The 22,436-nt window shown below is 58.9% G+C and carries 21 protein-coding genes and 2 pseudogenes; 12 read left to right on the top strand and 11 right to left on the bottom strand.

Features of this window, described 5'->3' with window-relative positions:
* Window positions 1-151: 151 nt before the first annotated feature.
* A pseudogene (locus ABIB78_RS33275) lies at window positions 152-400 on the top strand (IS66 family transposase); the annotation flags it as partial.
* Window positions 401-510: 110 nt separating this feature from the next.
* Here ABIB78_RS33275 and ABIB78_RS33270 read toward each other — a convergent pair.
* The 7 genes from ABIB78_RS33270 to aepX all read right to left on the bottom strand — a co-directional run bounded on the left by ABIB78_RS33270 (window position 511) and on the right by aepX (window position 8,094).
* Complete coding sequence (locus tag ABIB78_RS33270) at window positions 511-1,644, bottom strand: NAD(P)/FAD-dependent oxidoreductase (RefSeq protein ID WP_429032506.1); 1,134 nt, start codon at window positions 1,642-1,644, stop codon at window positions 511-513.
* A 26-nt stretch (window positions 1,645-1,670) separates the two neighbouring features.
* Window positions 1,671-2,471, bottom strand: a complete 801-nt coding sequence (locus ABIB78_RS33265) for an SDR family NAD(P)-dependent oxidoreductase (RefSeq protein WP_429032503.1) — start codon at window positions 2,469-2,471, stop codon at window positions 1,671-1,673.
* 51 nt (window positions 2,472-2,522) lie between these two features.
* On the bottom strand, window positions 2,523-4,070 hold the full coding sequence (locus tag ABIB78_RS33260; RefSeq protein ID WP_429032501.1) for a hypothetical protein: 1,548 nt from the start codon (window positions 4,068-4,070) through the stop codon (window positions 2,523-2,525).
* Between the two features lie 209 nt (window positions 4,071-4,279).
* A complete protein-coding gene (locus tag ABIB78_RS33255) occupies window positions 4,280-4,885 on the bottom strand; it encodes a CDP-alcohol phosphatidyltransferase family protein (RefSeq protein ID WP_429032498.1) in 606 nt (201 codons plus the stop codon).
* Window positions 4,886-4,895: 10 nt separating this feature from the next.
* Window positions 4,896-5,687, bottom strand: a complete 792-nt coding sequence (locus ABIB78_RS33250) for a phosphocholine cytidylyltransferase family protein (protein WP_429032496.1) — start codon at window positions 5,685-5,687, stop codon at window positions 4,896-4,898.
* Between the two features lie 45 nt (window positions 5,688-5,732).
* A complete protein-coding gene (locus tag ABIB78_RS33245) occupies window positions 5,733-6,923 on the bottom strand; it encodes an aminotransferase class I/II-fold pyridoxal phosphate-dependent enzyme (protein WP_429032494.1) in 1,191 nt (396 codons plus the stop codon).
* 310 nt (window positions 6,924-7,233) lie between these two features.
* Window positions 7,234-8,094: a phosphoenolpyruvate mutase gene (gene aepX, locus ABIB78_RS33240; RefSeq protein ID WP_429032548.1), complete on the bottom strand. Its 861-nt coding sequence runs from the start codon at window positions 8,092-8,094 to the stop codon at window positions 7,234-7,236.
* Between the two features lie 717 nt (window positions 8,095-8,811).
* Here aepX and ABIB78_RS33235 point away from each other — a divergent pair.
* The 8 genes from ABIB78_RS33235 to ABIB78_RS33200 all read left to right on the top strand — a co-directional run bounded on the left by ABIB78_RS33235 (window position 8,812) and on the right by ABIB78_RS33200 (window position 15,787).
* Window positions 8,812-9,324 (top strand): type VI secretion system ImpA family N-terminal domain-containing protein, encoded by a 513-nt coding sequence (locus ABIB78_RS33235; protein ID WP_429032492.1) that lies wholly within the window; start codon window positions 8,812-8,814, stop codon window positions 9,322-9,324.
* A 482-nt stretch (window positions 9,325-9,806) separates the two neighbouring features.
* Entirely contained in the window at window positions 9,807-9,998 is a 192-nt protein-coding gene (locus tag ABIB78_RS33230; RefSeq protein WP_429032490.1) for a transcriptional regulator domain-containing protein, read from the top strand.
* Window positions 9,999-10,056: 58 nt separating this feature from the next.
* Complete coding sequence (locus ABIB78_RS33225; protein WP_429032487.1) at window positions 10,057-10,578, top strand: DUF2285 domain-containing protein; 522 nt, start codon at window positions 10,057-10,059, stop codon at window positions 10,576-10,578.
* Window positions 10,579-10,698: 120 nt separating this feature from the next.
* A complete protein-coding gene (locus ABIB78_RS33220) occupies window positions 10,699-11,217 on the top strand; it encodes a hypothetical protein (protein ID WP_429032484.1) in 519 nt (172 codons plus the stop codon).
* A 253-nt stretch (window positions 11,218-11,470) separates the two neighbouring features.
* Complete coding sequence (locus tag ABIB78_RS33215) at window positions 11,471-12,496, top strand: radical SAM protein (protein ID WP_429032481.1); 1,026 nt, start codon at window positions 11,471-11,473, stop codon at window positions 12,494-12,496.
* Between the two features lie 130 nt (window positions 12,497-12,626).
* The gene (locus tag ABIB78_RS33210) at window positions 12,627-14,006 is read left to right on the top strand and encodes a hypothetical protein (RefSeq protein WP_429032480.1); all 1,380 of its coding nucleotides are present in this window, start codon (window positions 12,627-12,629) and stop codon (window positions 14,004-14,006) included.
* 226 nt (window positions 14,007-14,232) lie between these two features.
* The gene (locus tag ABIB78_RS33205; RefSeq protein ID WP_429032477.1) at window positions 14,233-14,661 is read left to right on the top strand and encodes a hypothetical protein; all 429 of its coding nucleotides are present in this window, start codon (window positions 14,233-14,235) and stop codon (window positions 14,659-14,661) included.
* Window positions 14,662-15,115: 454 nt separating this feature from the next.
* Window positions 15,116-15,787: a hypothetical protein gene (locus tag ABIB78_RS33200; RefSeq protein WP_429032475.1), complete on the top strand. Its 672-nt coding sequence runs from the start codon at window positions 15,116-15,118 to the stop codon at window positions 15,785-15,787.
* A gap of 444 nt (window positions 15,788-16,231) precedes the next feature.
* On the opposite strand, the gene ABIB78_RS33195 is transcribed toward ABIB78_RS33200, so the two are convergent.
* On the bottom strand, window positions 16,232-16,711 hold the full coding sequence (locus tag ABIB78_RS33195; protein WP_429032472.1) for a hypothetical protein: 480 nt from the start codon (window positions 16,709-16,711) through the stop codon (window positions 16,232-16,234).
* An 89-nt stretch (window positions 16,712-16,800) separates the two neighbouring features.
* A complete protein-coding gene (locus ABIB78_RS33190; protein ID WP_429032469.1) occupies window positions 16,801-18,810 on the bottom strand; it encodes an acyltransferase family protein in 2,010 nt (669 codons plus the stop codon).
* Between the two features lie 59 nt (window positions 18,811-18,869).
* Here ABIB78_RS33190 and ABIB78_RS33185 point away from each other — a divergent pair, with 59 nt between their 5' ends.
* The 3 genes from ABIB78_RS33185 to ABIB78_RS33175 all read left to right on the top strand — a co-directional run bounded on the left by ABIB78_RS33185 (window position 18,870) and on the right by ABIB78_RS33175 (window position 21,446).
* Window positions 18,870-19,085 (top strand): hypothetical protein, encoded by a 216-nt coding sequence (locus ABIB78_RS33185; RefSeq protein ID WP_429032466.1) that lies wholly within the window; start codon window positions 18,870-18,872, stop codon window positions 19,083-19,085.
* Window positions 19,082-19,417, top strand: coding sequence for a hypothetical protein (locus ABIB78_RS33180; protein WP_429032465.1), 336 nt, complete (start codon window positions 19,082-19,084; stop codon window positions 19,415-19,417). The genes ABIB78_RS33185 and ABIB78_RS33180 overlap by 4 nt, the downstream gene beginning before the upstream one ends.
* 1,588 nt (window positions 19,418-21,005) lie before the next feature.
* On the top strand, window positions 21,006-21,446 hold the full coding sequence (locus ABIB78_RS33175) for a DUF736 domain-containing protein (protein WP_429032463.1): 441 nt from the start codon (window positions 21,006-21,008) through the stop codon (window positions 21,444-21,446).
* Here the strand turns inward: ABIB78_RS33175 and ABIB78_RS33170 are convergent, their stop codons facing one another.
* The gene (locus tag ABIB78_RS33170) at window positions 21,447-22,052 is read right to left on the bottom strand and encodes a UPF0149 family protein (protein ID WP_429032462.1); all 606 of its coding nucleotides are present in this window, start codon (window positions 22,050-22,052) and stop codon (window positions 21,447-21,449) included.
* A pseudogene (locus ABIB78_RS33165) lies at window positions 22,049-22,303 on the bottom strand (transposase domain-containing protein); the annotation flags it as partial. The pseudogene ABIB78_RS33165 and the gene ABIB78_RS33170, both read right to left, overlap by 4 nt.
* Window positions 22,304-22,436 lie beyond the last annotated feature (133 nt).

The following is a 22,436-nucleotide window of genomic DNA, read 5'->3' as shown; positions in this document are numbered from 1 at the left end:
TTTCGGCCGCCTGGCAGCGATATCGTGCAAAATCGTAAAATGGCGCAGCGCAGGCGATTCGAACCTTGGGCTGTGCTTCGTAAGCGCTTCATGTAGGAGTAAAATCTGCGCGAGGCGCTATGCATATCCCGCTCAACCGCCAGAGCGCGCGCGCTTCGATGCGTTGTTCGAGATCGAGCGCGCCATCAACGGCCGCGGCGCCGACGAGCGGCGCGCCGTGCGCCAGGAAAAGAGCAAGCCACTTCTCAAGGACATGCACGCCTGGTTGCTGCGTGAGCGCGAAACCCTCTCGCGCTCCTCCGAGGTCCTGAAGCCTATGAATTACATGCTCAGGCGCTGGAAAGATTTCGCCCGCTTCCTCGACGATGGCAGGATCGCCAACGAGACGGACGACTCCGAGGTCGTCGACAACGGCCGCCTACAGATTGATCTGCTCGGTTGACCGCTGTCTCTAGCTATCTCTTGTAATCACAGTTTTGTATCCATGATCCTATTCCCGGCCCTTGGTCGCTACTTGGACGGTCTGGTTGACAGCGTTTGCTCACGCCAATCGGCATCTTGCGCAATTGATCGCCTCGGCCGATAGGCGTCTAGCTCGATGGTCTCATTCTCTTCCACCATTTCAGATGCGACGAGGCGTCCTGCTAACGGACCAAGGGTTATTCCGCCGTGCATGACCGCTACGTATATGGTGCGGTCTTCGTCAAGAGCGCCAATCATCGGCCGGCCATCCGCCGGCATCGGACGTACACCAACTGTCCATCTTTGTCCCATTTCCGCAAAATTCATGATCCACTCGCTTGCGGAACGAATCAGAGAACGGCGCTCCTCCTCCATTCGCTCATGCTCGGGGGCGTCACCAGCGACCGCAGCGACGCCGGCCAGAAACCCTCCGTGGTCGCCCGGCCTGACATGGAGCTTGTCGGCGTAGACAGCCCGTCGCACGCCTTGCGAGCCCAGCGAACAAGAGAGGTCCACAAGCGGCCCGGGTGCTGCTGTCAATCTAAGTGGGATGAACCCGGCAGGCGTGAGCAATGCATTGGTGTCATTGCCGGCCGCCAGCACGAGGGAGTCGAATACCTCAGTTCCTGTCGTAAGGCGCAGTCGTGCCTTTGACTGAAGGCTCTCAAGACCTAGTACTTGCTCCCGCCGATACCGAACCGCAAACTGTTTAGTAGAGAAGTCTATCAGAGCCCGGCATAGCGCTCCTGCATTCACCCATCCTTCTTCCGGAACCAGAACTGCTTCGGCGGCCGATTCAGTCCTGATAGCTGGCTCAAGGCGACTTGCTGCGGCCGGTGAAATGAATTCCAACTGACTTCCGTACTTGGAAAGAGCCTTGGCATTCTGTTCGAGCTTTGCAGCATCATTCCCGGAGGAGGTGAGCCGCAACGTTCCAGTCGTGTGGAGGTGGCGCTCGCTTCCGACTTCGCGAGCGATCATGCTGTGGTACTTGATAGCGTCGAGCCTAAACGGCAGGTCGGCTTCGGCTTGGCCAAACGCATTAAGACATGCAAATGACGTGGAAGACACGCCATTGCCAGGATCGCCGATGTCGAACACGGTCACTCGGGCGCCGGCCTTTCCCAGGTGATAGGCAATGGAGCTGCCAATGATACCAGCCCCAACGACTCCGATTTTCATCGGCTCCTCCCTCCTGGAAAGTTTGCTCAGGCACTGGCGGTGAGCCCGCCATCGATGCGAAGAATTTGGCCCGTCACGAAGCGGGATAGCGAAGACGCGAAGAAGTGCACAGCGCCTGCGACATCCTCAGGCGTAGCCAATCGCCCAAGGGGAATGTTCACGGTGGCTCGCTTGAATGCGGCCGGGTCATCTAAGGCTTCTTCGTTCTTCTGCGTCCGTACCAGCCCAGGCGCGACACCATTTACGGTGATGTCGTACGGCCCCAATTCCGTTGCCAGTTGCTTCAACAACACGGCGAGCCCGCCTTTGGCGGCGCAAAAGGCGCTATAGCCGCGGTTTCGGAAACCAAGCGATGAGCGCACGGAAAGGAGATGGATATGACTCCCGCCTCTTCCGGCGGATAATTGCTGAGCAGCGACCGCCTGGGAGAGAAACATTCCGGCACGCAATGTCCTGGAATAGACCTCATCGAAGGCTTCCGGTGTCACCTCGAACAGCATCTGCTCCTTGTTGAAGCCGGTGCAGTTCACCAGAATATCTATAGAACCATGTTGTTGCTTCAGAGACGCAGAGAGCGCATGCACCGCGCCGACATCGCACGCGTCCAGCTCGATAGCACGGGCTGAGAAGCCTCGCGTGGCCAGCTCAGCGGCAAGAGCCCGCGCCCGGTCCCCGTTTCGTCCCGCAATAATGCTGGTCGCACCGGCAAGGGTCAACACTTCGGAGATTGTTGTGCCGATCGCTCCGTAGCCGCCAACGATCAACGCCACTTTGCCATGCAAGCTCAACGGATGCTGGGATCCCACTTCGATCGTCTGAACGTTCATTTCAACCTTCCTTGGATTTTCGGCGCGATAATGTCCATGACCTCGGTCGAGCTATCCGGTGTTGCGCGGACGTTGCGATGCATGAAATTCCGCCGAACCGTATTGGCCCTTGAAAACCGGTCCGAGATGGTCTTTGGCGCTGCCACCGAGCTGGACCGTTCCACTGATACTGCCGTCTTCGGCGATTTTGCCCTCGAAGCCATAGAACAGGGACATCGGTATCTGCTCGTGTGCAGCCTCGAACCGGAGATGGTCGCCGTGAATCTCACCGGAAAGCCCGCGGGAAGATGATCCGGTGTGATGGACACCAGATATCAGCACCTCATTCTGCTGAAGATCGAGATGATGTGTCGCCGAGCCATGAAGGAACTGAATTTCGATACGCCAACTCCCTGAGACGTCGGCTTCTGCCCGAAGGATTGAGGGCAGTTCAGCAATGCACCTGGGCTCATAAAACGCGCTTGCCAAAGCACGGCCGACGATCTCCGCCTCGTCATCGCCGAGATTGACAGGATCAAGCACGATCGAGGTCGGCGTGGACCAAAAATCGTGGATAAGAATCCGTGGTCGCTGCCGTAAGAGCGCAAGCCGTAGATCTTCCGCACTGAATGGAACGACTTTCTCGTCCCAGCTCACCTTGAGCCGAACTGCTGTGACAGAACCGGGCCAGGACAGCACCTCGGTCGTGACGCCTGGCAGAAAGTTGAGCTGCGCCTCAATCCGCTTTAAGCGCGGAAGCCATTGGTCACGGTCGTGTTTGGCTGTTTGAGAATTGATCCAGCGATCGAGTGCGACGACAGCACCCACAATCTCCTCCTTGCCCACCTTCATCGCCCGGCCGAAGGCCTGGTGAGGCGCTCCGTTCCACCAGATTGCCTTGCATAGCCGTTCACTCCCAAGCACGATCGCAGTCGATTGTGGAGCCCGGATATATTTGCCGCCCGCATAAACCACCAGGTCAACGCCGCATTTGATCCAGCGGTCCGGCTTTTCTGGCGAAAGCCCGGCAGCATCGACGAGAATCGGCACGCCATGGGCACGCGCGAGAGACAGGATTGAGCTTAATGGCAATACGGACGCTGCGTCCATGCGGCCGAGCAGGCAGATCATCGCGACGCTTCCGTCCAATGCCTCTGCCAGCCTTTCTACAGTGGCAACACTCACAATCTCGCCGCCTGCGATACGGATTGCCTGTTCATAGGCAAACCGTTGATCAGAGGGGATCAATACCTTGTTGCGCAGCCCCGATGTGTCCGGCAATCGCAACATCAATTCCGGATTGTTTCCGGCGATGCACGCCGCAGTGGCTAACGCCAGTGTCGCCGCAGTGCCGGCGGTAATCACACCCCATTCGGCGCCCGTGAGTTCAGCGAGCCTTTTACCTGCCGCGCCGGCGAGCTCGTCCATGTCGACGAAAGCCTCTGCAGCCGCGTTCATGGCTGCGATGACTTCGTCACTCGGATTGCTTGCTCCATATAACGTGCGCACCCCGGCGCATTGAATGAACGGTTCGACGCCGAGTTCCCGAAAGATCCAGCCTCGTACGTGATCTCGTTGACGCAGATCAGGTGCTTGCAAGAGTTCAAGCCGAATGGTCATACCAGCCGCCTCATTGCAAGTACGATGGATGCCCTAATAAACATCTCACGGCCCTGTACGTAATGCTGCCCTTTTTCGCCGGTCAGTGAGGCACAACATTCAGGAAAACGGCTACGGACTTGTGCTTGGCAGATTGTCCTACCAGAAAGCCTAGCACGTGCACCGATCATGCCTCTCTCCGTACCCTTCGTTAATCTGCCCTCGGCTGGTCAAAGAGAACGGCTGGCTAAGACCGCCGAAGACGTCGCGGCGAAGATGCTGATTGCCGCATACATTGCCGGGTTCGGTGACGGCACACGAATGGATGCCACGTGAGCGATGGCAAGCAGCAAGAAGCAGATGTTCACGAGCCACTCAAATAATTCGGCTCCGATGAGAGGCTGGAGAAGGAACAAGAGAGCCATTAGCGGAACGTCGTACGACAGGGGCACACCCAAGAAGCGCCCGTCGGACGATCGGCCGAAATTTGCAAAATAGCTAAGCCTGATTGCTCCCGCCACGAGTAGAGCAGTGGCGGTCGCCAGGGAAAGAATGGAGGTGTGGCTGAGCTGGATCACAACTGCGGTGGGCAATACGGCTCCGTAGATAATGTCGCCGAACCCGTCCAGGCTCTTGCCCATTTTGGCAGCGTCTGGATCACGATTCGCTGTGCGGGCGGCCACGAAGCCATCGAGGTGATCTGACAGGACAGCCCAAAGAGCCACCGCCACGGATAGCTCAAGGTGCCCGGACAGAGCGAGGAACAGGCTGGCGGATGACAAAACAAGACCCCCCGCTGTGATGGCATTCGCCGGATCCCAAAGGTATTTTAGCATTGGCACCTCACTAATCCTGCTGGTCGTACGATTGGCCGAGGGCATGCGCCGGTGAGAAAATGCGCTCTGCAATGCGCAGATCTTCGGTGCTATCGATTTCGCACCACCTGAGATCATCGCATCGCGCCGCTGCGAGCTGTAGGCCGCGCTTCTCCACCAGATAGCCAAGAAGCTCTTCGGTGTAGGCCTGCGTAGCTCCGGACCCGATGATATCGTCCAGGGCTGGAACGATCGTTGCCTTGAGGGTCGGGGCCGAGAAACGTAGTAGGTTCATAGTTTTGAAAAGCCGCGGGCCATCCGTGACAAGGTTAGCCGCCGTTTGCTTCATGCGGAAACCTGTGATGAAGCCGTTATCCGACAAAAGAACTGCAGACCCTTCCATGGATTCATCGAAGGGAGCTACTGCTGCCAGATCGGTCGCTGGGCCGATCAGGCGGCGCAATGCATCTTGCTCGAAGAAAACGTCTCCCTCGAGGAGAAAGCAGTCTCCAGAAAGCAGCGCGTCACGCGCCAGCCACAGGGAATAGGCGCTACCGGTGCGATCGAAAACTATCGATTCGACGTAGTTGATCGCAAGCCCGCCGAAGCGGCTGCCGCACGCATATTGAATGGCGTCCTTGCGGTAGCCGACGACGATCGTCACCTCGTCGACGCCGACTGCCTCCAGGTTCCGCAGGGCGTTGTGCAGGATCGGCGTGCCGTTGACCTCGACGAGTGGCTTTGGCCGCAGATCCGTCAGCGGCCGCAGGCGTGAGCCGAGACCAGCCGCAAGGACGATGGCACGGCGTGGAAATTCGGGCATAATGCTAACCTTCTGCAATTCCAAGCACGCCGAAGAGCCAGGAATTCAGTTCCACGTGTTCAGAGTTGCGCACAGACGTCGCAATCCCTTGTCGAGCGAGCCAAGATCAACGCCGTAGGAGAGCCGGACCCCGGCTGGATCGCCGAAGACCGTACCCGAAACTGTCGCGACACCAGCGTCCATCAGCAATACGTTAACGACGTCATCGGCGTTGAATTCGGGGCCGGGGCCCTTGGTGCGCCGCTGCCAGCCTTTGAGATCGAGATAGAAGTGAAATCCGCCTTGGGCAGCAGGTTGGGGGATTGATCTTAGCGTCGACAGGATGAAGAGCCCAAGCGTTCGCGCGTCGCCAACCTGACGTTGAAGTTTTTGTTGGAAGGCGTCATCACCGCAGTTCAACTGATGGAGCAGTGCATGCTGTGCAATGAGGTTCGGGTTGTGGGTCGTATCGCGTTGTAGCGCCTGCGCTGCGCTGATAACGGCTCTTGGGCCGGCGAGATAGCCAATCCGCCAGCCGGTCAGGGCCAGGGATTTGGAGAAAGAATTAACGATCAGAGTGCGGACGCGTGCCGCAGGAGCGACCGAGACGATCGGATGATGGATGTGTGGGGCATGGGCGAAAGCGGCATAGCATTCATCGAACACAATCCAGAGATCCCGCTCGATAGCAAGCTGGGCAATTTCAGCAAGAGTTTCGCGGTCGTAAATCGTGCCAGTCGGATTGTTCGGGCTGTTGACAACGATCGCTTTAGTCTTTGATGTAACTGCCGCAGCTAGATCTGAAAGCTTCGGCACGTAGTTGTTGTCCCTTGTCTCGATGAAGATCGGGGTGCCGCCAGCCAGAAGGATCTGCGCGGGGAAAGAAGTCCAATGTGGGACGGGGATGAGCACCTCGTCCCCGGGATTGAGAAGCACCATAGCCGCGTTGAAGAGTGCATGTTTGGAGCCGCCCGTTACTGCGACTTCGTCCGCCGACCAAGGTTGACTGGTCTCGGTCGAAATATTGCGAGCGATCGCGTGGCGGAGCTCTTTCGGGTCGCCTGTCTCGGTGTTGTGGTCGACATTGCGATTAATCGCGATGATGGTGCCCTCTCGCACCATCGGCGCTAGGTCACTCCGGATCTCTTCAGCGGTCAAATCGATGATTTGCTCAGCGCGCGCGGCAGCTGCTTTGGCCGCGGTCCACGCCGCGGCGGTGTCCGAAGACTTGAACAGGGCTGTGCGCTGCGCCAGCATGTGCGCTCCTCCGTTAATCCAACATGTCACGATTAGTGCTGCGGCGCGAAGCGTGCCCGCTACAAAAGGAGGACCTGCTCATATTGAGGGTGACGGTTCATCGTCCCATTGACTGTTTGGATGATTGGATGGTCGCTGAAACGGCGAGGGATTGCCCCAAGGATGGTGAGTGGCGGAAGAGCTGCCGCGCCGTTTCACTCTATATCCGATGTGAGGGCACATCGCGTCGTTTGCGCTGGATCGTATGGCAGAAGGTTTCATGTCAGCTGCGCCCTGCGGAATCGCTGCCGTCGTGTGTATGAAAGGCGTCTCATCCCAGCTCAGGCGAATATCGCGCTTCCGCTCGGGCCAGTTCGTCGTATCGTTGCAGTTCGAAGACCTCGTCGAGCGTCGCAATATTGAGCTCAATGCTCGCAGTGTTCTCTTCAGCGAAGATGCGACCGCAGACTTGGCGCATAGCGGCTATTGCGGCCCTCATCGAGTGGTTGGCCCAGATCACCGTGGAAATGCGGGCTTTGCGATAGGCAGAGACTGGCGTTCGATAGTATTTCGTCGGAACAATCACCACCGGCAGCCTGTTCCGCCAGGCGCACACAAACGCAAGGATCTCGTCGGCGGTGGTCCGTCGCGAGTGAATGAGGATCGCATCGGCTCCAGCGTCCGCGTAAGCGTGAGCGCGCGAGATTGCTTCGTCCATTCCGTGGCCATTGATGAGCGCTTCTGTCCGGGCCACAAGGACGAAGTCGCCCGCGACTGTATCCTTCACGGCACGCAAGCGGCCAGAGAATTCATCGATGTCGGCGAGGGGATGCAGATCACCAACGAACGAGTTCATCTTCGGAAAGCAGCTGTCCTCCAGCGCGATCCCGGCAGCGCCGCGCTGACAGAGTTTGCGCGCCAGCAGGCGAGCGTTGTTGAAGTTGCCGAACCCACCGTCCCCATCGACCAGAACCGGCAGCTGGCTCGAATCCACGATCCGCTCGACGACGTCGACAAGTTGACTCCACGATCCTTCATTGGCGTCGCGGTAGCCCAGAGAGGAGGCTATCGATAGGCCAGATGCCCAAAGGCCGTTGAAACCTGCGCGCTTAGCGATCGCGGCGGAGAGACCGTCATGTGCTTCCATGAGGAACGAGAGTTCGCGGCTGCAGCAGATCTGAGCGCGCAGCATTTCGGCGATTGACGGATCACCAGATTGAACGGAGCCGTCGGCGAGGACAGATGGTGATTGGTCTTGCATGCCGAGTCCTTGTGTGCTTGGCCGACCGACGATCATCAGGGAACGTGACATGTGTCTGTCATCCAGATCAATTGTGCGGGTTAGTAGTTGACGAGACCTCAAACTGTGGGGTCTCGCCGTAGATGCGCAGGAACTCCGGCTAAGGCCAGACCATCACCAGATGATCATCGTTTCTGGCGGAAGCTGCGTTCTCTTGCAGTGCTCCTGCGGTTTTGAGGCCGCCCGTGTCAGTTTACCAGCATTCCGCGAGCCTCGATTGTTCAAACGTTCGGGACGAACGAGGGGGCATGGTGTGTCTGAGCCTAAGACGCTCGAGGGTTAATGATTGAGCCTTCCCGAGGGCTCTGATGCCAGCTATGCAACGTGCTGCCGCTCCCACGACACTTCCGATTGAGCAAATTGCATTTTCAAATCAAACTATGCGATTGGCATAAGACTTGATTGAGCTTGTACGGAGCAGCGCCTGTGCAAGGAGCGGCAGTGGTGACTTACAAAAGCGTCGGCTCTGACTGGATTGTCTGGGACGAGCACGAAGTCGACCGTTCCAATGACGCGACGCCTCGCAACGCGCGTGTGGTATTGTCAGCATGATCGATTATTTGGTCATGGTTTGCGACAACATCGCTGCGCGCTCGCGCCGCTGCGCCTTTGCCGGGTCCGGAACCTGCCGGCATCGATATTCGTGATGCAGCCGAATTCAAGTGGATCGAAGGCGAGGTTCGGCGGATGGATGCCGGCGGACCAACTGGGGTTGATTGGAACAACGTCGGCACGCTGTCGCTCAATATCTTGGCGAAGCAGTCAAAAGACATTCTGGTCGCTTGTTGGGCGACTATGGTTTGTTTCGGGTCGAGGGATATGAGGGTCTTGCTGGCGGCCTTGGCGTCTTGCGCGGCACGGTGGAGGCGGATTGGGAGGGGCTATTTTTCGCCGATTGGCTCGTTGGTCGCCTTGGTCCGGGCGGTGGCCGGGATTGTGCCGATCGCGGCCGACTCTCCGGCGGTCGTCGCCGCCTATGATGCGCTTGATGATCTCGCTCGCCCACTCAGCGGAAAGCTGGTTCAGCGAGCAGGTCACTTTGGAGGGGATGCTCCGGGCGCTGCAATCATAATACGAACAGGCTACGTGCGCGCTGGTCACCGCTACCAAGCATGGGGCTGAAGCAGTGCGAGCTGCCGAGCCCGGCCGGAGCCGCATTGGCGGAACACATATCAGCCCGGCTGAGGCTGCTCCACCAACAGCACGGAAGGTAGCGCTATCCCTTGCGCCATTTGCATTGGGCTGCTTCTAGAGAAGGTTGCCAAATATATGCTGCGGCAAGCTGCGGCCCTCCCGCGCGTCGCGCCCTGGCGACTCTTCAGAGCATTCGGCGTGCCAGGATTCGACCTTTTCGCAGGCGTCACCCAGATCCGTTGACCGCGCCGTGGACAGCGCAGGCTATCGCAATCTCCTGCGCCGGGGTGCCGAAAAGTAAAGACTGAAGGTATCTGAAGCGGACGTGAGTCCTTTCAAATCGCAAAAGTCGATCCTTCCATCGCGTAAGTGGATCAACTGTTGAATAACTGCATGAGCGCAACCATAAATCGTCACATGCCTGCAGTTTCCTTGCGTGTACATTCGGAACACGCGGGGAAAATAGTGCGATGTCAGGTGTCGACTGGAGATCAGAGAGCGCATACCACGATGTCAAGAACGCAGAAACGGTCGACATTGCTTGGGAGTGGCTACGTCGCGATCGCGAGTATCAAAAAGACTTCAGGACCCTGCTCGGCAGCAAACAATCCAGCGCGACTGATCACTTCCGACGGAAGTGGGGACTGACGTTTCGCGGCTGATCCGCAAAAGACGTTCGACAAACAAGCTGTTTTCTGGTCGCCTGAGGCGCTGTCGACCGTGCTAACCGTTCGCACGGCGATCTGCTCGACCGCGTCCAAACCGTACGAGCTTGATTTCGCCGACCTGGCAGGCAGCGAGCTTCGTGAAGCGCCGGATGGATGGCATGCCATCGTGCCGCTGGGAGGGGCGAAGCATCGGCTTTGGCTAACAGAACTTCCACCGAGCGGTTCATTGGTTGCCATCGACTTGCCACTCGACCGCAATTTCGACCTCCGTTTGCAGGCTGCATATCGATTTTGGTTGGCGCTCGAACAGCACCCCATTGGGCCACCCCCTCTTGTTCAATCGATCGGAACCCGGCATCGGCACATCCTCGCTTTGCGTGCAGTAGATGGGTGGCTGGAGGGCAACAGCTATCGCAACATCGCGCAAGGCCTGTTTGGCAAGCCTCGCATTCCGGATCGAGGTTGGAAAACACACGATCTGCGCAGCCGGACCATTCGCCTGGTCCAGATGGGGCTGCGTCTCATGCGGGGCGGCTATCGCGCATTGCTCCGTCGCAAGGGCAGGGACAGGTAACGGCGCTTCCTGAGCTCTTGGCCGATCGGCTGGTCGTCGCGCCACCTTGCAGCACTGACTGCAGCCATGGAGGCTCAATCTGCCTCGGTTTCACTTGGGATCGTAAGACGAAATTGGCGGATGACCGGCTTGCTCAGCCCCGCATCCTCCATCCCTGGCTGCAACAGCGCTTTGCCGTCACTTGCCCTGCGCAATGTCGACGTCTGCAAACTGTCTTGGAAAGCGCCTGCCTACCACAGCGTAATGCAGATCCTGCTCAATCCGCCCTCGCATACGTCTTCGGTTGAGGCAGAGAACGCGCGTAATCCCCGCAAAGTCAGCGGCGTCGACAAGCGCCGAGAGGGCGTGGAATGTCCTGATCAAGGACAACCACGAGGGCTACATCAGCTGGCAGGAGTATGGGACAAGCGCGCCATGTCGCCCACGAACAGGAGGCGCGTTGGAACCGCGCGAAAAGATCGAAGAGCGCGCCGGCGGCCAGACCGTATCGACGGCACGTCCGAAAATCGATCGGGCCCTGTTTCTCAAACCAGCCTAAGACCTGCCGGCGGTCTGGAATGCGCCGTCCATCGACATGCGCACCAGCCGCGCCTGATCCGCATCTTCGTGCGCAAGATCATCTACGAGCTCGACGAGTAGCCCCCGGCCGATCGTGTCGCATCGGTCACAAAGGCGTCGGGGCGGGCGGCTTGTCGAGAATCCCAATATCAGCTTTTGGCTTGCGCGGAAGCATTGGCGTGCTTCTGTCTGAAAGCAAACGCGCCTGATGTCCAGAACCCGCCAAGCTGTTTGGAGCGCGACATTGCGCCCCTAAAAGCTGGTCGTTTTCCGTAGCGTCCCCGCTGGCGCAGATCATGCTTCGTCCTCGGTGAGACAAACCCAGGAGGGCGCCATGCCACTCGACAATCCGCTTCCTATTGTCTTCGACCACATGAGAATCAGCATATCTTTGTACTGCAATCTTCACTGCGACCACTGCTATATTCCCGAAGAATATCGAGATCAATACAAGAGGCTCTTGGAGCCATCACAGTTATCGATCGAGGAGATGACAAATTTCGTCGACCTGCTCGTCGACAGATATTCCCTGAGAAAAATCACCATAACTGGTGGGGAGCCGCTTCTCAAAATCGTGTTTCCGCGCTCCGCAGCCTTGATGGCCCACGCGAACAAGCGAGGCCTTCACGTCCAGTTGAACACAGGGGGGCTCGGCCAAATTCCCATTTCTGATGTCGTCTCGCTCTTCGACGGCCGAGAGAAGTTGGTCTTCCAATTCAGCTTTGACGGTGCAAAGAGGGACACCGTGGACCGTTTCCGCCGCAAGCCGGGCGTTTACGAATCTGCACTCCGTCAGATGTCCGAGGCAGTCAATTGCGGGGCCTTGGTGCAGGCCAGGATGACCGCCAATCGGCACAATGTCGGTGAAGCGCTCGATGCGTATCGGCTACTGTCATCGATCGGCGTCGACTCGTTTAAAATCAGGCCGATGTTTGCCGCAGGTGTCGCCATCGACAACCAGGATGCGCTTTTAGGCTCAGCTGAGGAGCTGAAGGAGCTGCAGGAGGCCCTGATCGCAATGGCTGCGCAGAGCTCGGTACGCCTCGAACTGCCGCCGCCGATTTTCGTCGACACGACGAAGCCGCGGCCGAACGTTAAATTCATTGAATGCAATTGTGGGGTCGCCTCGGGCTACCTCTCTACAAACGGCGACGTCTATCCGTGCGTTTACGTGGTCGGGGATCCCGAAAGCCAAGAATTCCGCGTCGGTAACATCCGATCGCCGGGCTTCGACCTCGAGACTGCTTGGCGAACCTCGCCGGCTCTCAAGAAGTACCGGGCGAACAGCGGCTGCGCCCAATGCCCGACCCAGGTCGCCCTCCTGAAGAATGTCGAGAACCGCGCGCTTGCCTGCGCATGATCCGCCCACCCATGAACCGAAGCCATCTCCGTGTCGGCGGTTCTCGGTGTTCGAGGAGGTAACGTCCCGCCTTTCAGAGGCTGCCGGGTCGACCCGGGGTCTGCCCTGACGCGAGAGCATATCAGAAGACATGAAAGAACTCATCCTCGTCGGGCTCGGTCCTCATGCCCGGGCCAAGTATATTCCTCTGATCGAGGACGCCGTCGCCAGCGGCCGAGCATCGGGGTTCCATGCCGTCGAGCTCGAGACCACGCGAGATGACTTGGATTCCTTCTTTCTGACCCGCGCATGCAAGCCGCTGAGCATCTCATATGTACCCGATCTTCGACGACAGGGGATCTGGTACTCCGGCCATGGGAAGGACGTCCTTACGGCCTTGGCAGGTCCAGGCGCAAAAGTAATTATCTCGACCGAGCCGAAAGCCCATCTAGGCTATCTTCGCGCGGCCCTCGATCTTGGCCTTGATTGCCTGGTCGACAAGCCCATCGTTCTTCCCATGGATTCGAATGGACGCCCCGCAGCGAACCGTTTGGTTGGTGCGGTTGCGGAGCTCAAGGAGATCTGCAATCGGACTGGCGGCGGTTGCGTCGTAATGGCGCCGCGCCGCTACAACGCAGTCTACGAATTGATTGGACGGTATGTGCGCCGCGCCTCCCGCAGTCTCGGGATGCCGGTCACCTATATTGGTATCGAGCATCACGAGGGGGTGTGGAACACGGAGGAGGAAATTCTCTCTCGGGAAGACCATCCCTACCGTTACGGCTACGGAATGCTTTGCCACTCCGGCTATCACTACGTCGACCTTCTCTCCAGCTTCCTAGCCCACAATGAGGACAACTTTGGGAGCCTGACGATCGAGCTCGATGTCCACCGGGCGACGGCCGCCGACCAGGTCAGGCAGATCGGACCTGATCTGGTGCGTAGGCTTCGCGGTGACGCTTCCGTCCCTGGACTGTTTCCCTCCCCACAGTTCTGGGGAGAGACGGACCTCGTCTCGTCTGGAGCCGCACGCTGTCGCGGGAGCCGCAATACCGTCTGCCTCTTCCGGCTCGACCTTCTGCAGACCAGCGTATCGCTGCGCAACTGGCGGCAATTGCCAAGCAATGTTTACAACAAGAACGGGCGGTACCCGTCCGAGACCATTCGCTTGAATATAGGCCCCTTCGCTGCGATCGAGGCTAGAATCCTGAAGTTGCCGCAGTTGGGCACCGAAGGTCATCTGGAATTGACCAAGCATGCGCACATCATGCTTTGGCGGAACGGTGGTTTCCTCGGCCGCGCCGCCTTTCGGGAGAAGTTCTATCCCGCGCGCGACACACTCATCCGAAACGCCGACCTCGGCGCTGGCCGCAGGAGACTGTTCGACGATTGGCTGGCAGGCCGCACCGGTAAGAGCACCCTCGAATCGCACACCCGGACGATCTCGCTCTTCGCTCGCTATCTGGCGGCGGTCACGACGGATCGAGGAGAAGCTGCCGCATCACCCGCTATCGACAGGGTTCCGGCATGAATGTCGTTGCGTCAAGTTCGGCGCGCTCTGGGCTTTTGGGCTTGCAATATCGACGGGCGGGACTGGAATTGCGGGACTGTAACGAAGCGTCCTTGTCCCAGGTCGTGTCATCGGCCCAGGTCATGGCCCGATGCGGCGTGAGCTCCGCTGCTCGTCTGGCTTCGAGACGTCAACAGTGCGCGGCGCTTCGCTCGTCAGATCGAGCTGATCGGCTTCGGAGGCGTTCATGTCGATCACAGGAGATCCAAAGATGAACGTATTCCGAAGCCACACCCATATGCTGAACAATCCGATGGAATTCTTTGGACGCATTCGGGCAATTAAGCATCGTGTCCACGACCCGGATTTCGTCGCCGTGGCCCGTACTGAGGCCATGGTCTGCGCGTTTGAGGGCGAAGCCCGGCCTGAGCGGTGCGACGGCTGTCGGATGGCCGGTGCCGATGCGGTTCTCGTTCACGCGAAGAGATGTGATGCCGACGAGGTCAAGGCATTCACGCAAGGATGGCCACAGCCCTGCGCCGATTTTGTCGTGCCGGCCACCGATGCCTCGACCCCGATCTCTTCCGGCGAGAGTCGCCTGCCAGATCTCCCAGACCGGCTAGCCTGCCTTCTTCGAGCCATTGGTCGACCGATCGTCGAGAAGGGGGGAGGATAGGATCACTCGCCGTCGAGCTGTCACGGCCCTATGTTTGAGCGCCGGCACCACCGGGTACGCCGGCGCGCCACGGTTCTGGCTGCCGTCGTGATCTTTTCCGATTCTCGCACCGCCGAGTATCCGGCGGCGGTAGCGCTACCGTCTGCTATCGTCAACACGGACCGGCTATGGTCAGCGCCATCGACCGACGACGGTACATCATTCAGATCCCGTGCCTCCGACGAGATTCTGGCCGTGTCGGTGCGTCGACTGCACGGATGTTCACCCTCGCCATCAGGCCGGCGACCACCGTGTCGTATCGACAGCCGACCTTCTCGGTCCACTGGCCGCTGTTCTCGCTGAAAGCGGCGTGACGTCGACTATCGTGCTTGTTCCGGCCGCACCGAAGATGAGGCGCTGGATAATGCGTTCGCCACGCCGGAAATACATTCCCTGAGCAACCGGGAGACGATTGATGAACGACCTCCTCTTTGACGCTGGCCATCCTCTGCCGAGCAACTACCGTGCGTATCGGCACTCGGTTCATACGCGCCTGCTCCGCATCCTTGGACAAAATCCGGGATGCCGCTTTCTCGAGATCGGCGTAGGACCAATCTTCAGACAGGAGCGGTTCAGGACCATCGACAACCTCGGCATCCACTATGTGGGTTTGGACTTCGAAGACGTTTGCGCCGAACGTCGAGCCGACTTGGCCGCGGCCGGCATCGCGGATCGAGACATCAGGTTTTTGGGAAATCACGTCGGGACATACCTGTTCAACCTGATCAGGTTGGCCAGGAATCGGGAGACTTTCGATATCATCTATCTCGACGGTAGCCATTCGATCTATGTAGATCTGGCGGCTGCCATCGCAGCCGTTCGGCTGTTGAAGCCTTGCGCCCTGTTCCTTTTCGATGATGTGAGGTTCGCCTTCGGAAGGAGACATTTGATCCAGGCGACCGCTCGATATGCCGATGGAGAGGAGACCAAAGGGTTGACCGAGGATGAGGCCAACGAACCTCATGTCACGATCATCATCAGGGACTATCTGATCCCTTTGTTCAGCTTTGAGGTGGAGCGGTCGTGGTCAGATCCTGATTGGATCGCACTTCGAGCCCCCAGGTCCGCTCCGTGGATACGGATTTGAGGGTTTTCGCGCTATCCGGCTCCTCGTCTACCTCCTGATCATGCCGGCAGGGTTCGCCATCTTGGCAGGCTTGAAGTTGCGGTTGTTCGCAACCTTGAACTTACAGACCGCTCGCCGAACCCTCGTCCTTTCGAAAATCGTTGACCGACTTATGATCAAGAGCCGGAGGGCCAATTAACCAGATCGCCTCGACATTACCCGCTTCGTGCTCAAAGCGCCGACTGAGGCCGAGATCGTACAGCGCTGCGGACAGCTTGTTGCTGTGCTCGGTCAGGTCTTTTTTTCCAAAGTGCCCCGCTCACGTGCCTTTCTAAATTGAACGAGGCCGGTCCCGCCATCCTGTTGATGACTTTGACGTCCCCCAGCAAGGATCAGGATGGCGTTGCTGGTGAGTTCGCTTCGCTGCCGTAGTCGCGGACCATCATCTTCAGCTTGCCCGCTCAATCACCAGCCGCTCCCGTAAGCACGGGTGTCGGCCACCGCCGCCAGGCCCGCGGTGCAATCATCGATCACGGCCAGGACGCGGAAGTGTCCATCTATGGATTCCTGCGCAATCGCGCCAAAAACGCTGAATTTCTGCGCCCCTTGACGGCTCCCTTGCGAGCGGCAGGAAAACAAACCTGTCCCCGATTCGAAAGGTCGCACGAGTAAGGAGATTGCTAACGAAGGTTGATGTTCCCAAGAAATCAAGACGAGGGGATGTCGTGTGGCCTTGCTGGAGCCGTCCGCCGACATGTGGCGGTCGCCCACAGCGTGGCAATCGAGAGCAATGCCGGCGCTGGCATTGGATTCACGCAACCAAGCCAGACTCGGGAGCGATACATTGGCCGATTTCTTTGAAATCGATTTTTTGGACGTTGAAGCGAACAGCAGTGGGACGCCATTTGCATCCGCTATGAGGTGAACGGTCAGACCTTCATTCATGTCGTTGATGGATCGGAAAGATCATTCCGCCACATCGTTTGCAGCGGCGGGGACCACTCGATCGCCGGAACGAGGTTCATCATCCATTCCTACGGCGGCATCCCTGCGGGCGATGATTGATGGGGAAGCGGCACAGCCGGGTTGAGCATTTCGTCCGATGCCTGGCCAACCAGGAACATTGAGCCTGGCACCGTGAGATGACCGGGGTCGAATGCGGTCAATTCCGACTCGTTTGGCCCGATCCGCGTCAGGCAGCCGTCGTCATTGCAGAAGATATTGCGCACCGAGATGTAGTGGATGCCGAGCTCGTGCGACAACGCGCTCAGCATCACATCCCTGCCCCGCGTCCACTCGTCATTCGAGCGATAGAAGGTCCGCGCCGGCAGGACCGTTCCTGTTTTCCTGTAGTAATCAAGCACATTCGCCGACAACCCCGCGCCTTGCCAGCTTGGCGGCGGCCCCATGAGAACGATACGTGCGATATTCGCAGCCTTGAGCTGTGAGATCGTACGCGGCAAATCCTCGCGTAGCGTCGGCTCGGCCTGTCCCCAGGTCGCATCGAGAATGACGACATCGGGATGCAGTTTGCCAATTCGCGCGACGACATCGTCATTGATGCTTCTGCAGAACGGCCGCTCCGCGAGCGTGTATCCGATCAATGGCGGGCAGGCCGAAGCGGTGTATTGGGCAACGTCATACCCTCGCTCGCGCGCAAAGTGGAGGAGTCCGGGATAGAGAGCCGCACCATACGAATCTCCCCAGATTAATAGCAGCGGATGACCGCCGTTACCGGCGCATTCGGGAGCGAACTCCGACGCTGGCTGCAGCGCCAACAGGCACGTGCCCCGTCGCCAGGAGATCGAGGTTTCGCTGCCCGACAGCATGAAGCCACGAATTGATTCCGGGAAGCGCACCGGCAGGCCGCGCGTATTGACGGCGACAATTCCGATCAACCAGGTACCCCCCATCGCGGCAATCAGAGGTGCGACCCTCAACTCGATCGTCGATTTGCCAAACCTGATGGGTCGCTCGACGAAGCGATAGGTCAACCACGCAAGCAAGAAGCTGAGGACGAGAAGCCCGCACATCGACAGCGCGGGCACCGCTGCTCCACCGGCGTTCAGCTTGGCAAAGGCGATGAGCGGGAAGTGCCAGAGATAAAGCGGATAGCTGATGAGGCCGATGAAAACCATCGGCCGCGCCGACAATAGACGACAATGAACCAGCGTGCCCGTTGTCACGATCAAGGCCATCGCTGCCAGCACGGGAACCAATGTCAGGATGCCTGGCCAAGGCGAGCGGCCGCTGAGCCCAAAGAACGCGAAGGCGAGGCCGGCCAGTCCGGCAAAGGCGAGCGCGGTGTCGAACCGACGACCGACGACACCAGAGTCCTTGCGTGACCACAGTGCGAGCAGAGCTCCGGCAAGAAGCTCCCACCCTCTGGTCGTCGGCGAATAGAATGCCCAGGCCGAATCGACCGGAGGCGTCAGAACGCAGACCACGAAGGAGCCGAGCGCAAGGGCCGCGACAATGGCCACGCACCGCGCGGGCCAACGCGAGATGAGCCAAAGCGCCGCCGGCCACACGATATAGTACTGCTCCTCGATTCCGAGCGACCACAGATGCAGCAGCGGCAGGCGCTCCGCGTCGGGATCGAAATATCCGACGATCTGCCCGTGAAGCACGAAATTTTCTATGAACGCCGCCGCGCCGCTGATGTCGGCTCCCAACGCTTCCATCTCGCCCACCGGCAAGACAAACCAGCCGAGCATGAAGGGCGCGACAATGACAACAATCAGAGCCGGAAATATTCTCAGGATGCGACGGGCGTAGAAACTGGCGAGGCTGAAGCGCTTGTCCAGCATCTCGCGGTGAATGATCCCGGTGATCAGATAGCCAGAAATGACGAAGAAGATATCCACGCCGGCGAAGCCGCCCGGAACCAGTCGCGGAAAAGCGTGATAGGCGAGCACCGCAATGACCGCGACCGCGCGCAATCCGTCGATGTCGGGGCGATATCCGCGAAAATGCGGCATGCGGGCACCAAGCGTGCGCACGCCACCGACCCTGAGCTCGCCTGCTCCACCGCTAATGTGCATCTTTGCTCCTCAAGGCGCGAAACGCAGTTGTCTTCTCTAGCGCGCTGACGAGGCCGCGCGTGAATTCGGCCGCACCGTTCCTGTCGAAATGCCCGCCTTTTCCGCGATTTCCCGCCGGCCACAATCCGCCGGTGAAAATGGGTCGCGATCTCGATTGCCACGCCACACCGGAGGCCGTCGCAACCACGCGCGAGTTCGTTCGCAGCTTAGGCGCGCCCGTTGTGCTGAACCCTTTTGGCGGCGAGCCCATCGAGATCGTGAACGTGGAATTGTGAATGCCGACATTCTTGCTGCGGCGACATTGAACGAACGCATCCATGCGGCATCCGGCGAGGCCGAGCTGGAACCTTATGAACGGCAGTACCTCAATGCCCCGCGGCTGCGCCGGCTTGGTTTCTCGCAGACCAAGACGTCCGCTAAACAGCTGAAAGAAATCCGCTTTCGCTCCAACCACCCGGACGCAGCAATGCTTAATCAAACGGCTGAGACAAATGGCGATTATCAACTTAATGAGGGAACCCGGTTCGACCTCAGTTATGGCTGCACGTCCAAAAATAAGTTTGGCGATCTGTGTGCGGTTGGCAGGAGTTCGCATATTCGCCGGTAATGCCGCGACTGCTTCATCAAAAATTCGTCCCAAAGCTGAGAGCTGATCTGGATCGTATACGCTGCTGTGTTCCCGTTGGAGTCGCGCCGCTCCACTACCCAAGATCGCGCTGCCGGTTCGCTCGTCGCGTTCCGGGCAAAGCCCGAGCCCTGCCGCTATTAGCTCGCTTGTGAGCTCGTTGAGCAGCGGGGTCGCCACAACCGCGTCCTTGTCTTCGTAGATCAGTCTCGCAACCGCTTCGATTTGCAGCCCGATGGTCTGCTTAAGGTGCTGGACACGCGAATTGCAGCGATGAAGGTGCGCAGCACGTTCTACTGAGTGCGGTCCAGTGAAGTTCAGATGTGGACCAACCTTACACTCGAAAAGCAAGTTGACGAGCATGTGCAAAGGCAAGGTGAGAAATCGAAGTGGTTTGCGCGCAAAACGCTGTCACCCGATCTGCTCGTTTCAGGTGCTCTACTGGCCCGGTTTTCCTAGATCCGTACTCTGTCATAGTCATTGTCGCCTCTTGCAGCGTTCTGGTGTCCGAATTCGGATTCGATGCACGCCGCCAATTCGCTGTCGTGCAATGTCAGCTTCTGTATTGAGACATGCCGGCCCGCAGGGGCGCGCACGCCAGACCGATGGCCCTCGGCAATCGACAATCAATTTTCACGAGCTGCTATGCCCTCAATTTTATCTCGGCCGGCGCTTTGACTAGCAGCGTTCGATGTGATCGGTAAAATAGATTTTTCTAATTGAATGTATTCACGCGGTGGATACAAGAAAAAGCCAATGAGCTTGCTTATACGATTCCAGAGAATGAAAAGTGCGGCGTTTGAAGGCTTCGTTGGACGGCGGACAAATGCACGACCGCTGTCGCGGGACAGGAAATTTGAGAAGCCCTCCCCAAGTACAGATCAAGCACAGGTACACCGCGTGTTCGTCAGACGCCCAGACGATCGAAGCTCGGATGCTCGCGTGGCCGGCGCGCGGGGCTCTTCGTCAACGAAGCCTATCGCGGACGCTTCGCGGGCGCGACAGCTGGTTCGACGATCCAGTCTTGCTGCGTCATAATTTTTGATATCTACTTCGACTTGCGATTGTGCCTGATGCAACAAGGGCAATCGAGATAATGCGGACGCGAGAGCAGCGTTCATTTTTCTTCGAATGGCGGCAATCGAATTTGGAATGTGTCGTTCAGGCCGCAATGGCGGATCCCCTCGGTCGAGGGGTTTTGGGAATTGCAACCTCCTTGAAGAGCTTGGTGGAGGCTGTTTGTGAGGGGGATCGCCTTACTGATCGCGTCGCTGTTGTGCATGGCACTATCTACGGGGATCTTCGTTGCCATCCGATTGTCGTTCGGCACCTTGCCTTACCGCGCATTACCGACATGTCCTGTCCATTCCGCTCCCCCCGACCGACGACTTAAGGTTTGTTCGCCCCATGTTGCAGCAACCGAACAATGACGCGCGATGCGCGCCCTTCGGGAACGCAATGAGAGGATTTAGGCCTAACGCCTGTTTCTGACATTTTCACATTGCCGTTTCCGTTCGTCCGCAGCGGTCAGAGGCAACAAGACCGTCATCGGAACGGTCGCGCAACCTAAATGGAGACGAACGTGATCATTGGTAACTTTGCCAACGACGCCAAGGCGGACACCTATCTCGGGGGCATTCTGAGCCTCAACTTCGACATCGTGCGGGTCCCGAACGAGAAGAACAGCGACAAGGAGCCCGACTACCGTATCATGGCTCCAACCGAGAACGGCAACGTCGAACTCGGCGCGGGTTGGAAACGCACCGGCGAGCGCAATAAGGACTTCATCTCGCTTTCGCTGGACGGTTCGTTGCTTGCGGCTCCGTTCAACGCCGTGATGTTTATGGACGAAGACCACAAGGCATCCTCGGTCTGGACCCGCGCCAGGCCGAAAGCCGTCGAAGCTGCGAATACCAGCGTGAAGGCAAGGGCCAAGAAAGCCGCCTACGCCAACCGCGCAGATGACCGTCGCGTCAAATTTAACCGGTATGAGCTCCCACGTCCGGGGTGATCAGCGGCCGCGCGGGTAGCGGATCGGCATCCAGTACTGGCGCAGCGCCTCCACAGCCGCTGAAATATCGGCGTAGATGTCAGGGCTGTTTGGTGGCGGCCCGAGCAGCGGACGGCCTTGATCGTCGCGACAGTGCCGCAGGATGGGCCGCAGCAGGCGGTGATTGACGTTGCTGGCGTCCAGCAACGGCGCCCACGCCGGCAGCCTGAGCCGCAGCGCGGCGTAGAACCCTTGGCGCCAGGGACGCGCGTCGACATCGCCATTGGCTTCACGCTGGTGCGTTGGCGCGAACCGCTTCGGCGCGCTCGAAAGGGTCTGGCTGATCTCGTTATGGCGCAATGCGACAGTGGAGATCGCCCCGAGCTCCGGCGTGCCGCCGTGGTTGAACGCATCGGCGGCATTGATAGCGAGCAGCGGGCAGATCCAGTCGAGCGGGCTCATCGACACCGGTCCGGCCACGATCGCGGCGACGTAGCCGTCGAGCGCGGGAAGGCTGGTGGCGGCAGGATGCCGGTCGACGCGAGCCTGGAGCCATCGCTCGGGCTCCACAAGGGACATGGCGGCGGCCGCCATCGACGACGAAGCTTTGCGGCGACGCGGGCTCATGCGGCTCGCCGGTGCTCCACCTTCCAGTTCCAGGCAAGCAGTTCGTGCAGCTGATGACTCTTGGTCTGACCGGAGACGATGCGCTCCAGCACGTCGGTGAGATAGGCCTGCGGATCGAGTTCGTGGAGTTTTACGGTGTTCACAATCGACCCCAGGATCGCCCAGCTCTCGGCGCCGCCTTCGCTGCCGCTGAACAATGAGTTGCGTCTTCCTATGGCAATCGGGCGCATGGAACGCTCGACCGTATTGCTGTGTGTGCCTTGATAAGGCGCACTGTCCTCCCTGGTGGAAATCCAGGCACCGGCAAACTCTCGCTCCAGTCGGAAGTACTCGGGGCGGGTCAGGAGGCGACGAATGGCCTAAAGCACTCTCAGAAAAGGCCCC

Source organism: Bradyrhizobium sp. I1.14.4 (assembly GCF_050435825.1).
Classification (GTDB): Bacteria; Pseudomonadota; Alphaproteobacteria; order Rhizobiales; family Xanthobacteraceae; genus Bradyrhizobium.
Note: the sequence above shows the minus strand (reverse complement) of the source record. Positions and strands in the feature narration are given on the sequence as shown.